This is a genomic window from Ralstonia sp. PBBBR1 (genome assembly GCF_002256165.1).
Classification (GTDB): domain Bacteria; phylum Pseudomonadota; class Gammaproteobacteria; order Burkholderiales; family Burkholderiaceae; genus Ralstonia; species Ralstonia thomasii.
In genome coordinates this window covers 12,419-24,120 of record NZ_NKIL01000015.1, presented here as the reverse complement: position 1 = coordinate 24,120, position 11,702 = coordinate 12,419, and the positions used below count along the sequence as shown (strand labels likewise).

Here is an 11,702-nt window from a genome sequence, read left to right as displayed (position 1 = left end):
TCATAGCTCGGCAATCTGACAGTCATCTTCTGCGACATAGACTGTCTTGGCCATTTTCAGGACACACCCAGAGACGCTCCGCAATGAACGACATCATCCGCACATTGAGCTCGGAATTCTCCGATCTCGCTAATGCTGCCGAGGCAGTACGTGCCGTCGTTCGAATGACCGTCTCTATCGTTTTGGGGGGCTTGCTGGGGTACGAGCGGGAGAGCTCGGGAAAATCCGCAGGCGTGCGCACTCACATGCTCGTCGCGCTGGGGGCATGCGTTTTTGTCGTGGTTCCCCTCCAGGCGGGCGTGCAGCTTGCCGACATGAGCCGCGTGCTTCAGGGTCTCACGTCAGGCATCGGATTCCTTTGTGCAGGGGCGATCCTGAAGCCGGACAATGAGACACACGTCAGGGGGCTCACAACTGCCGCGAGCATCTGGATTGCTGCCGCGATCGGCGTGGCCGCCGGCATGGGCCATGCGGTGACGGCCATCGTCGCGACTGCCTTCGCACTCATCGTGCTCAGAATCCTTCAAATGTCGAAGAAGTAAGACTCCCACTGCTCCCAAGCCACGTGCAGCGCGAATGCGCCAACTTCAGGTTCGGCCAGCATTTCCCAAACGTATGAGCGCGCTTAACAATACGCAAACTCCATCGCATGAGAATTTACCTGGATTACAACCTGTTTGCGTACCTTCACGAGGGCACGAACCCGGCTCTGCAAGCCAAAGTGAGCGCACTGTCCGATCGACATGAGTTTCCTTGCAGCCCGGCGCACATGGAAGAAATTGCCTCGGCGCTCGCAAGACCTTCGGATACTCCCCCGCTCGATCGGTTAGCGGCCGCTTTCTGCAAAATAGACGATGTTTCTCGAATTAGCCGGAACGTGCAATTGTCTCCGACGACGTTAGGCCCGATGGTTACGAAAGAAGAACAGCCTCTCGAGTGCTTTCTTCGGGTCATGCGGCACTATCGCAAAGAGCCGGTTGTCGAGAAGAACGACTGGTATACGCGGGACTCCGTAAAGAAGGGGTCACTTCAGAAAACGGAAAATATTGCACGCTAAGGCATGGAAGAGGACCACTGCTGTCCCCAGGGGCATTGGCCAGCCGATGGCAAGCAGGTAGAAACCAAAGTCGGGGGACTCCCGTTCTCAGAGATCGGCTAGCAGCAGGTAGGCGCGGTCGAGTTGCCGATGAGCTTCCTGCCGGCGATCCATCGCTTCTAGGGCGAGCAGGAGGTCCTCGGCCAGCTCGAAATCGCTTTCCTGGCATGCCCTTTCGAACACCGCAAAGACCTCTTCATACAACGTGCGCCCCGGAACGCCCATTTGACTAACCTCCGGCGGAAAATCCGATGCTCTCTGCCGACTTGGTCCTGCCACGCCGCAGGGGCTTCTGTCCCCCATGGTTAATATGGACGTTCCCACGGCAGGGAAGGTCAAGCATTTTTCCGGCCGCGGGCCGACCTATGGTTCGCAAGCCGCCGCGCGAGACGGTTAGTGCTCGCCCCCTACAGTTCGTCCAGCGACTAGTTACCCGCACCCGGGCGCAGCCGCACCACCAGCATCGCCGCCCACTGGATATGCGGCCAGGCCAGCGAATAGACGAATGTCTGGATCAGGGGTCCCCTTGATTTCGCCGCAATTTACCGGGGTAGCCACCCGTAGCAGCCATGCGGGTTCCAGGGTGATGCCCACCCTAAAACCCTAGTCAAATCAGTCACTTGCTGACTGGTCCTTTTCCCCTTGGTTTTGGAACGTTGACCGCCCCCGCCGCGCGGCCAAGCGCGCCCTGTGGCTGGAAGCCATTGTTTCCGCAAGATAACTAGATTTATCCGTCTTTGGTTTTCCCAAGCAACACATAAATGGCTTTTCTAACGTTAGGTATGTGCGTAAGATAGGCTGAAATGCGCCTCCGGAAACTGCCATGCCCCGCCTCGCCGCCACCCCCGACCAGATCCGCGCCACCGTGCTGGCCATGCTCACCGAGGCCGGCGACGCGGCGCCGCCCACGGCCGCACGCTTTCGCCGCGTGGTGTCGGTGCGCAAGCTGCGTGACCGCCTGGGCGGCGGTGACCCTGCAACGCTGTCGCGTACGCTCAACGCGATCGAGGCCGAGGTGGTGCGCTCGGGCCTGGCCGACCTCGCCCTGCCCGAGATTCCGGTCGAGATCGCCGAAGCGATGCGCGCGCTGTGGCAGGCCGCGGTCGCGGTGCAGCTCGACGACGTGGTGCGCCTGAAGCGCGAGGCGCAAGCCACAGCCGACACCGCCGAGGCCGCCCGCGCCGAGGCCGAACTGCGGGTCGAGCTGCTGCGGGCCGAACTGAGCGAGGTGCGCGGCCAGCTCGCCGCGCGCGACACCGCGCTGGCCGTAGCGTGCGCCGCCCAGGCGGCGGCGTGCGCGCGCGCCGATGAGCAAGCCGCACGCCGGGGCGAGCTCGAGGCGGCGCTGGCGACCGCCCAGGAGCGCGCCACGGCGGGCGAGCGCACCCACACCGAGGCGATCGCCACCACCCAGGCGCGCTACGAGGCGCTGTCGAAGCAGCTCCTGCAGGAAACCGCGCACCAGCGCGACGCGGTGCGGGCCGAGCGCGCGCAACTGGCCTCCCAACTCAAATTCGCCGAGCGGCGCATCGCCGCGCTGGAAGACGAGCGCGCACGACTCGACGCCGACCTGGCCAGCGAGCGGGCCGCGCGCCAGACCGCCGCGGGCGAGGCGAGCGCACTCAAGGCCGTCACCGCCAGCCAGCGCGCCCAGCTCGACGAGCTGCTGCGTGCGACCCTGGCCGCGGCGCCACCAGCGGCCAAGACGCGCGTGCCCAGATCGACGGGCAAGGCGGCCGCCAAGCGGACCGCCCAGTCATGAAGCCGGCCGACTGGATCGATACGGGCGCGGTGCCGCCGCGCCCACTGCCGGCCACCGTCGCGGCGGCCCTCGCCTACCTGGCGGAGGCACTCGGGCACCCGGTCTACGCGCACTGGACGCTGGCGCGCGTCAAGCGCCGCTATGGCTCGCTGGCCGACGCCAAGGCCGCGCAGCCGACCGTGCTCAAGCTGCTGCTGGCGCACGATGGGGCAGTCGAATACTGGGAGCGCGGGCGCCTGCGCACGGTGACGGCGGATCTGGCGCCCCGCCCGGAGACGGTCCTCGCGCGGCTGCTGCACACGCACCGGCGCCGCATCCGGTCCACCGCCGCCTTAGCGAGCGAAGCAACGGTGCCGACCGCCGCGGAAGCGAGGGGAGCTGTCGCGGCGAACCCGTGGCTGGCCGCTTACGGCCCTGCTGACCACGCGTGGCTCACGCGCGCCGGCCGCTTCGCCCAGCCGCACGCGGCGGCCAACACGCTCGGCGCCGCCGACGATGCACAGGCGCTGGCGCTCTTCCTGCGCGACCGAACCGGGCGCTCGCCCCACACGTTGCGCGCCTATGGCGCCGAACTGCGCCGCCTGATGCGCTGGTGCGGCGCGCACGAGCTTGGGCCGCTCTCGGACCTCACGCGCCAGCGGTTGCTCGGCTACCGGCACGCGCTGCAGCACGGGGAGACCGGCAGGGAGGACGCCGCGCCGCCCTTGTCAGAAGCGACCCGCACGCGCGCGCTGGCGGTGGTGGCAAGCCTCTACGGCTACTGGTACGACACCGGCTACTTGCATGCCAATCCGGCCGCGGGCCTGTCCGCCGGCAGCCGCACCCGGGCCGGCTTCGCGCCGACGCGGCTGATCCCGCCAGCGCTGCTGGCCGCGTGCGATGCCTGGCTTGAGGCGCCGGAGTTTGCCGCCGCCAACACGACCAACACGCTGGCGGCGCAGCGGCGGCGCGCGATTTGGGCGCTGTATCGTTACGCCGGCGTGCGCCTGGCGGAACTGGCCTGGTCGACAGAGATCGCACTGCCCCGCCTGGAGGCCGAGGCGCCCGGGCGGTGGACGCTCTATGTCTGCGGCAAGGGGCGCAAGGCACGGGCCATTCCGCTGCCGGTGCCGTGCGTGACGGTATTGCGCGCCTACCGACAAGCACGCGGCCTGCCGTCCGAGCCGCCGGCGCACGAGGCGCTGCCTGTAATCCACGGCAACAAGGGCGAAGCGCTACAGTCGGCAGGCCTGTACCGGGAGGTCAAGGCGATCTTTGCGGCCGTGGCCGATGGTCTGCAGGCGCGCGAGCCGGCGCAGGCGCTCTTACTGCGCGCGGCCTCCCCGCACTGGCTGCGCCATGCCTATGCGCGCACACTGGTGGTCGACCACCAGGTGCCGCTGCCGGCCGCCCAGGCGCTGCTCGGCCACGCCTCGGTGCAGACCACGGCGGCCTATGCCAGGACCGACCTGACGCAGTTGCGGGCCTTTGTCGATGCCACGTTTGCGGATGATGGGCCGTAGCGACAGCGCGCGTTGCCTTGTCGCATCGCCACGGCGCGGGTCGCCAGTCCCAGCAACAGCAAAGCTGGGGCGGTCAGCTCGATTGACACCGCCAGGCAGGCCGCAGACTCCGAGGGCACCAGCGGCACCCGGTAGTCCTCGCGGAACAGGTCGAGGGCGGCATTCCAATTGGCCAGCTTGGCGATCGCCGAGTTCCAGAAGGTTGGCTTTTTCTCAGCCCGCACAGCACGACAGTTGCGTGACATCCTTGGCAGCCCTACATGTCCATGCCGTCCATCGATCCTGCCGCGAATGGAAGGTAGTCGCAAAAAGTCCGCCACATTTGGGCCAAATCGCTGACTTTGAAATGGTCGACGAACAAAGCTTCGCGCCTGACAGGGGCTCACACCCTCGCGGTACGTTGCGATCGCAAGTTATAGGTCACGCTGGCAACGATGATGAGGAGAATAGCCACTTGCGCGGCAATGGTTTGCACAGAGGGGTAAACGCCCAAGACATCGATACGCGGCATAGAGAGCGGCGTCACTTGCAACAGGCCAACTTTCTGCAGTGCCGCCACGCCCTTGCCAATCAGGACCACGGCAAGCACGCCAACCAAGGCGGAGCTGAACGCGAAAAATTGTCGAATCGGCAAACGCGCCGTCGATCGCAGGAGCAGAAACGCAATCACTGCCAGCACAGCAATACCGCAACCGAGTCCCGCGAGCATGTAGGCACCGTTGCCATCGGACCACAGGGCCGCGTAGAAGAGCACGGTCTCAAATACTTCCCGGTAGACCGTGACGAACGATAGCAGGAAGAGCATAAACGCCGATTTCCTGTTCAATGCCGACGACAGCTTTTCCTTCACGTACGATTGCCAGCGTCCCGCCAGACTCTTCTGGTGCATCCACATGCCGACGCCGAGTAGGACGACCGCCGCGAAGACCGCGGAGAAGCCTTCGGTCATTTCGCGACTAGCGCCGCTCAGATCAACGACGTAGGTAGCTACCGCCCACGTCAATCCACCGGCTCCCAGCGCAGTGACCCAACCCGCGTGAACGTAGGGAAGGACGTCAGTGCGATTGGCCTTCTTGAGGAACGCCAGCATGGCTACGACTACCAACAGCGCTTCAAGCCCTTCACGAAGCAGGATCGTAAAGGCGCCAAGGAAGGTCGAGAATGCGTCATTGGCGCCTGCGAGCGCTTCCTGCGCCTCGTCCAGCCTTGACTGCAGTTGCGCTGCGATGTCATGCGCGCGCTCTGCCTGGCCATTCGCGACGGCATTTCGATAGAGTCCCATCGTCTTCTCGATGTCCAGGAAGAGAGCCTGGTTCTTGGCAGCCAACGCAGGCTCAACTGGTTCGAACCCATCAAGATATGCGGACAAAGCCAGTTGCGATGCGGCCCGCGTGTCTCCCTTGTCAAGCGCAGTGACACTTTCCTTCAGCTTTTCCTTGGCGATTGAGAGACTATCGGTGGTCGATGCGGCCAGTACGTCCGGTGAGCTTCGCAGGTATGCAAGACCATCACGAGAGGTCTGTGCACCCACGAATTTAGCAAGTGCCGCCTCCGAGGTCTGGCTAAGCTTGTCGAGCGTGGGAACCGCCGCGCGCAGCCCCGGTTCAGCAGTCCAAAGCTTGGCGCCCGCCTGGCGGTCAGTATCTGAATAAGACAGCGTCGAAGCAAAATAGGCCAGAGCCCATCGGTCGTCTTCGGAGAGATGGGCAAAGCCCGGCATCGATGTTCCCTCCACGCCGCGCGTGATGATCTGTTGCAAGGCAAAGACGCTGCGTTCCTGCGCGCGCGCGTGGTCGGCCAGCGCAATCGGGGGCGGGTTGAGTTTCGCTGCGAGGGGGCCGTCCGCGTTACCGGATACGCCGTGGCAGGACGCACAATGGCTTTGATAGAGCTTCGCCCCGTTCTGCAAATCAGGCGCCTTGCTTGGTGCCATAGGAACCGGATAGGCTGTGAGGACGCCGCTGGCCAACTTCCGAGCCAGTTCGGCGACAGTTTCTGGCGAGGCCTTCGCTGCGATGGACAAACGCAATGCGCCAGCGCTCGCGTAAAGAGTTTTGAAGCGGGTCCTTAGGTACGTCGACGTTTTTCTCCATGATCGCGTAGTTAGCGTCGACAACGGGATTTCTTGTTTTGGCGGCGCCTATTGACATCGGCACGTGTATTTGACGGATGCTTTGCTCCGCGTTTTCTGCGCAAGTACCAGGCGAAGCCTATGAGCAGCGCAATCCATGTTACGAAGACGAGCGCCATTGTCGCCAGCACGTTGACTGGAAGGTCTGCAACCGACATGTTTCTCACGCGTGCCACCCATTGGGCAACACCTCACTGCGCAAGGGTTCGACTGGAGATTTCCTCGACATGTGCAAGGAGCCGACTGCACTTCGCCAAACGCTTTTTGCGCATTCACTTATACGGCTGGAATACGGTTGCGTTGCCATCCAAGCCGACCAGCAAGACGTTATAAGGCATGTGTCGATTGTCATATGCAGGGCTGTCCATACCTGGCGCGCCAATTGGCATGCTAGGGACCGCCAGTCCAATCGCGTATGGACTCTCCCGCAGCAATCGCCGAATCTCACGGGCCGGAACATGGCCATCAAGCGCATAGCCTTGAACAAGGCCGGTGTGACAGGAGGCATAGCGCGCTGGCATGCGGACTTTTTGTCTTGCCTCGACCGTGTCTTCGACGTCGTGTACAACCACTTCGAAACCGTTGTTCCGCAAATGCAAAAGCCAATCCCGGCAGCATCCACACGCTGGTGTCTTCCAGACCTCAATCTGGGTCTTGGATGCAGTCTTTTGTGCCCAAGCCAAGGCAGGCAAAAGCACCAGTCCTGCAATGACGGAACGCCTCATTGCTGAGACAGTCTTGATACCCGATAGTCTTGTCATAGTACTTATTCTCGTGCAGCCAAAATCGCCTAGGTTCCCGGCGGCGACAGCACACCAAGCCAAGCGACCGCAGCGAGAATCACTACGGCGAGTCCCGCCTCCATGCAAAGGCTTCGGCGCAGCGCTATAACCGCGTCAGAGTGGTCGCCTACGTCCAATGCCGTCTCCAGCTGTGGACTCAATCGATAGCGATTGGCCGCTGCCAAGCCCAGCATCGCTCCAAACAGGGCGAGTTTGAGCAGCAACAGACGCCCATAAAGGGAAGAGAAGAGTCCGTCAAGTGTCGGGCCTACGATCAGCCAATAGTTGAACACCCCTGTCGCGAGCAAAGTGGCGACAATCAACGTCCCAAGACGGGCAAAGCCATTGGACGTATGGCTCAGAATCTCGACCGCTTCCGTTGAGGCCGCGTGCCGCATGGAAGCCAGGAGCACAAACGCTGCTAATGCGCCGACCCATGCCCCAGCGGCCAGGACGTGGGCAATATCGGATGCAAGATGAAGATATCCCGTCGCACCATCGTGCATCGCCCCGTGCCCAGCCCAAGTGACGGTGACGAGCGCCACGGCGCCCAGGCCGGCACACAACCCAAAATGAGGTATCGGGCGTTTTGCCAACCAAGCAACGACGACCAGGCAGCTCACTAGCGCCACCAAGCGCGCAATCCAGGCCAGTCCGACCGTAGTGGTGGTCAGGATCATGCCGAAGATATGGCTAGTTAGGGCGCCATACTCGGTGGCACCGGTCATGGCTTTGGCCATCACCACGATGCTCCACAGCGACAGGAGGATGCCCAAGGCGGCAGTGGTTCCAACGGTGCAGACGTATCGACGCGCAATCGCCGATGCTCGGTGATCGGGCCGCAACGCTTGCACGCCGAACAGCGAGACACCGAACAGGATCGTCAAATCCAGATACAGCGCAAACCGCAAGGCGATATTGAGCCAATCGTCTGCCATGGTTTTACTTGACCTTAAACGAAATATTCCCCGTCATGGGGTGAGTGTCCGATGAAACTGCGCGCCATTCGACTTTGTACGTCCCGGTCATCAAGGGCTTGGCAGGCGTGATGACCATTGTCTTGGGGTCGTCGCCTGCTGAGACGTTTGCAGCAACCTTCATGGCATCTTGCCCCGACATGCCGGGCATTTCCGTCATCACCAGATTTGCCCCCGAGAATTGCGTCGAGAGACTCTCCGAGAACTTGAGCTCGATCTTTGCCGGCGCGGCTACTTCGGCTTTGTCGGCGGGCGTGGAAGACAACAGCTTGGGATGCGCAAATGCAGCCGTGCTGGCGAGAATGGCCGAGGCCGCGACAACAATGCTGGCAATGTAACGATGGTTCAACATATCAATACCTCCACTGGTGGTGAAAAAGAAAACGACTAGTACCAAACTCGCAGGCCTGCGACAAACCGAGTCTCGCCACTGCGGCCTCCATCAGCCCTGATCATATTGGCCGTGTTGCCAAACGTCTGGTACCGCTCAACGCCGATGTAAGGCGCGAATTGCCGGCTGAATTCGTAACGCAAACGCAGTCCGACGCTAGCGCTAGACAGGCCACTGCCGATCTCCAGAACCGGATCATTTTTCCCATAGAGGTTCGCCTCCACGCGCGGTTGTAGGATGAGGCGCTGGGTCAGCAGCAATTCATACTCCGTGGACAGCCGCAGCGCAGTACGACCACTGTTACCAACGTATGCCGTGGCCTGGATGTTGAACCAGTATGGCGCCAGACCTTGCACGCCAAAAGCCGCCCAGTTCCGCGCTGGACGCCCCGAGCCGACGTCGTTTCGGATCCCAAGCTGGGTGTCCCAGAACGTCGTGATCGCGTGCCCCCACAGCAACTCGGTGCGCGCCTTCTCGAGTCGACCTTTTTTCACATCGCCTTCCGCCTTCAGCACAACCTTGTTGTAAGTGCTTCCGTACCACGCTTGGGCCTCGTAAGACGCGGCGTTGGAGTTAGTCCCGCGCACCCACTCCAGGCGATCAATCAAGAACGATCCAAAATTGTGTTCATCGGCCATCATGAGCTGGCGGGTATTGCCCAGCGCGTACTTTCCAACCCCCAGTTGATATCCACCCGAGTATGCATTCGGATCCCGTGCATCAGGTGGCGGAGAGCCGCCTTGCATTTGCATCGAGCCGTGATCCATGCCCTGCATCGAGCAGTGGTCCATGCCCTGCATCGAGCCGTGGTCCATGCCCTGCATCGAGCCGTGGTCCATGCCCTGCATCGAGCCGTGGTCCATACCCTGCATCGAGCCGTGGTCCATACCCTGCATCGAGCCGTGGTCCATACCCTGCATCGAGCTGTGGTCCTTTGGCTGCGTTCCAGCGCTCGAGCTTGGCGCCATGGTGTCGTAGGAAGTCGTGGATTCCTGTGCCAACGCGGCGCTGGTGCCGACGACGGTCAAGGCAATTGTCAATGCTGCTTTAGCGTGCTTTTGCATGATCTTTTGTGGACTTAGGCGACGATCACTTCGCGGAACATGCCCGCGTCCATATGCAGCATGAGATGGCAGTGCCAAGCCCATCGTCCCAAGGCGTCAGCCGTGACAAGGAAGCTAATACGCTGCGCTGGTTGCACCGGAATCGTATGCCTGCGCGCCAAGAAGGTTCCGTCCGGTGCTTCGAGTTCGCTCCACATCCCGTGCATATGCATCGGATGCGTCATCATCGTGTCGTTATGAAGAATGACACGAAGACGCTCCCCGTAGCGGAAGTGAACAGGGGTAGATTTGCCAAACTCAACACCATCGAACGACCATGCGTACCGCTCCATATTGCCGGTCAGATGCAGTTCGACTTCACGCTGCGGGCCGCGCGAATCCATCGGGCCGCCGATGGTATGCATGTCCTGTAGGACTAACACGCGTCGCCCATTGTTACGCAGGCCGATACCGGGATCGTCGAGGTTAGTCCGCGCCATATCGACATGCATGTCGGTGCTTGGACCATACTCTGTGCGCGCGTGGCGCGCCTTCTTGCTCGGAACCTTTAGGGAACTCGCAGCGCTGTCGTGCATCGCCCCATGCTGACCGTGGTCCATCCCGGACATCCCGGACATCCCGGACATCCCGGACATCCCGGACATCCCGGACATCCCGGACATCCCGGACATCCCGGACATCCCGGACATCCCGGACATCCCACCCATGTCGCCCATCATGTCAGCCATTGTCAGCCACTCGGCCTTGTCTACCGATGGCACGGTAGCTTGCAAACCTTGGCGCACAGCCAAGGTTCCAAGAGCGTAGCCTGTACGGTCCATCGTTTGAGCGAAGATCGTGTGGGCGTCGTCCGTAGGGGTAACCACCACATCGCACGTTTCGCCTGGGCCAAAGCGGAACTCATCGACCGATACCGGCTCAATGTCCTGTCCGTCAACTTGAACCACCTTCATCTTCACGCCGGGAATACGGACGTCATAGAAAGTGTTGCCAGCCCCGTTGACGAAACGCAGCCGTACAGTCTGGCCTCGGGAGAACAGCCCCGTCCAGTTGCCCGCAGGCGTTACGCCATTCATCAGGTAGGTCAATGTTGCGCTGGAGAGATCAGCCAGATCCGTCGGGTTCATCCGCATCTGGTTCCACATCCGCCGCTTGTCCATGGCAGATGTCCATCCTTCACGCGAAACGTCGCGAAAGAAGTCGACCACAGTCGGCTGGGTGTAGTTGTAGTAGTCGCCTTGAATCTTGAGTTTGGTGAGGACGCGCATCGGGTCCTCGTCCGTCCAGTCAGAAAGCAGGACGGTGTAGTCGCGATCAGCCCGCACGCGGTCCTCGCCTGCGGGATCGATGACGATGCCGCCATACAGCCCCGTCATTTCCTGGAAGCCAGAATGCGAGTGGTACCAGTAACTGCCGCTCTGCTGGACCTTGAAGCGGTACGCAAATGTCTCACCCGGGGCGATGCCGGAAAAGCTGATCCCGGGCACGCCGTCCATCTGGAACGGCAGGATGATGCCGTGCCAGTGAATTGAGGTGGGCTCCGGCAGACGGTTCGTGACCCGGATCGTGACCGTGTCACCTTCCCGCCAACGCAATGTCGGGCCGGGCAGCATGCCATTGATGGTCGTGGCCATGCCAGGCTTGCCGGTAAAGTTCACCGGGGTCTCGGCGATCACCAGATCGAATTCCGTGCCTCGCAGCACTGGCGCGGAGCCAAAAGCAGTGCCCGGGGCCTGCGACGCCCGGGCGGGTATCCCGCCCAAGCCCAGGCCGGCGATCACCCCTCCAGCGGCCAAGCCTTGCACAAATCGCCTCCGAGGAAGGTTCGGAAGTACCACGCCCATTGCACGATTGCTGCGCATCTCTTAATCCCTTGCGTAAGTCCCTGATGAGATTTGTACGGCAGGAGCAGACTAATCACTCCAAGGTTACCTTAACCTGACTGAAACATTACATATTGGTCAGGTTGGTCAGCAACCAGGCTGCCCCATGTACGC

General features: G+C 61.9%; 10 protein-coding genes and 1 pseudogene. 3 read left to right on the top strand and 8 right to left on the bottom strand.

Annotated features, from left to right (window positions below; genetic code table 11):
- Nucleotides 1-83 precede the first annotated feature (83 nt).
- Complete coding sequence (locus CFE42_RS21920; RefSeq protein ID WP_004635330.1) at nucleotides 84-542, top strand: MgtC/SapB family protein; 459 nt, start codon at nucleotides 84-86, stop codon at nucleotides 540-542.
- Between the two features lie 602 nt (nucleotides 543-1,144).
- Here CFE42_RS21920 and CFE42_RS21915 read toward each other — a convergent pair.
- Nucleotides 1,145-1,321, bottom strand: a complete 177-nt coding sequence (locus tag CFE42_RS21915; RefSeq protein WP_004635326.1) for a hypothetical protein — start codon at nucleotides 1,319-1,321, stop codon at nucleotides 1,145-1,147.
- A 598-nt stretch (nucleotides 1,322-1,919) separates the two neighbouring features.
- Between CFE42_RS21915 and CFE42_RS21910 the strand changes: the two genes are divergently transcribed.
- A complete protein-coding gene (locus CFE42_RS21910; RefSeq protein WP_004635320.1) occupies nucleotides 1,920-2,858 on the top strand; it encodes a DNA-binding protein in 939 nt (312 codons plus the stop codon).
- A complete protein-coding gene (locus CFE42_RS21905; protein ID WP_004635319.1) occupies nucleotides 2,855-4,360 on the top strand; it encodes a tyrosine-type recombinase/integrase in 1,506 nt (501 codons plus the stop codon). The genes CFE42_RS21910 and CFE42_RS21905 overlap by 4 nt, the downstream gene beginning before the upstream one ends.
- 23 nt (nucleotides 4,361-4,383) lie before the next feature.
- On the opposite strand, the pseudogene CFE42_RS21900 reads toward CFE42_RS21905, so the two are convergent.
- The 7 genes and pseudogenes from CFE42_RS21900 to CFE42_RS21870 all read right to left on the bottom strand — a co-directional run.
- Nucleotides 4,384-4,560, bottom strand: a pseudogene (locus CFE42_RS21900) (DoxX family membrane protein); the annotation flags it as partial.
- A 182-nt stretch (nucleotides 4,561-4,742) separates the two neighbouring features.
- The gene (locus CFE42_RS21895) at nucleotides 4,743-6,383 is read right to left on the bottom strand and encodes a cytochrome c/FTR1 family iron permease (RefSeq protein ID WP_238563843.1); all 1,641 of its coding nucleotides are present in this window, start codon (nucleotides 6,381-6,383) and stop codon (nucleotides 4,743-4,745) included.
- 380 nt (nucleotides 6,384-6,763) lie between these two features.
- Nucleotides 6,764-7,252, bottom strand: coding sequence for a DUF411 domain-containing protein (locus CFE42_RS21890; protein WP_080633406.1), 489 nt, complete (start codon nucleotides 7,250-7,252; stop codon nucleotides 6,764-6,766).
- A 29-nt stretch (nucleotides 7,253-7,281) separates the two neighbouring features.
- Nucleotides 7,282-8,211 carry a copper homeostasis membrane protein CopD gene (gene copD, locus CFE42_RS21885; protein ID WP_004635312.1) on the bottom strand — a complete coding sequence of 310 codons (930 nt, stop codon included), beginning with the start codon at nucleotides 8,209-8,211 and terminating at the stop codon, nucleotides 7,282-7,284.
- A 4-nt stretch (nucleotides 8,212-8,215) separates the two neighbouring features.
- Nucleotides 8,216-8,602, bottom strand: a complete 387-nt coding sequence (copC, locus tag CFE42_RS21880; RefSeq protein WP_004635311.1) for a copper homeostasis periplasmic binding protein CopC — start codon at nucleotides 8,600-8,602, stop codon at nucleotides 8,216-8,218.
- Nucleotides 8,603-8,637: 35 nt separating this feature from the next.
- Nucleotides 8,638-9,705 (bottom strand): copper resistance protein B, encoded by a 1,068-nt coding sequence (locus CFE42_RS21875; RefSeq protein WP_296159545.1) that lies wholly within the window; start codon nucleotides 9,703-9,705, stop codon nucleotides 8,638-8,640.
- A gap of 14 nt (nucleotides 9,706-9,719) precedes the next feature.
- The gene (locus tag CFE42_RS21870) at nucleotides 9,720-11,567 is read right to left on the bottom strand and encodes a copper resistance system multicopper oxidase (RefSeq protein ID WP_296159542.1); all 1,848 of its coding nucleotides are present in this window, start codon (nucleotides 11,565-11,567) and stop codon (nucleotides 9,720-9,722) included.
- Nucleotides 11,568-11,702: the final 135 nt, after the last annotated feature.

What these genes read in the sequence shown, in the direction of transcription:
- CFE42_RS21905 (WP_004635319.1), top strand. Translation starts at nt 2,855, where the DNA reads ATGAAGCCGGCCGACTGGATCGATACGGGCGCGGTGCCGCCGCGCCCA.
- CFE42_RS21920 (WP_004635330.1), top strand. Translation starts at nt 84, where the DNA reads ATGAACGACATCATCCGCACATTGAGCTCGGAATTCTCCGATCTCGCT.
- copD (WP_004635312.1), bottom strand. Translation starts at nt 8,211, where the DNA reads ATGGCAGACGATTGGCTCAATATCGCCTTGCGGTTTGCGCTGTATCTG.
- CFE42_RS21875 (WP_296159545.1), bottom strand. Translation starts at nt 9,705, where the DNA reads ATGCAAAAGCACGCTAAAGCAGCATTGACAATTGCCTTGACCGTCGTC.
- copC (WP_004635311.1), bottom strand. Translation starts at nt 8,602, where the DNA reads ATGTTGAACCATCGTTACATTGCCAGCATTGTTGTCGCGGCCTCGGCC.
- CFE42_RS21890 (WP_080633406.1), bottom strand. Translation starts at nt 7,252, where the DNA reads ATGACAAGACTATCGGGTATCAAGACTGTCTCAGCAATGAGGCGTTCC.
- CFE42_RS21870 (WP_296159542.1), bottom strand. Translation starts at nt 11,567, where the DNA reads ATGCGCAGCAATCGTGCAATGGGCGTGGTACTTCCGAACCTTCCTCGG.
- CFE42_RS21910 (WP_004635320.1), top strand. Translation starts at nt 1,920, where the DNA reads ATGCCCCGCCTCGCCGCCACCCCCGACCAGATCCGCGCCACCGTGCTG.
- CFE42_RS21915 (WP_004635326.1), bottom strand. Translation starts at nt 1,321, where the DNA reads ATGGGCGTTCCGGGGCGCACGTTGTATGAAGAGGTCTTTGCGGTGTTC.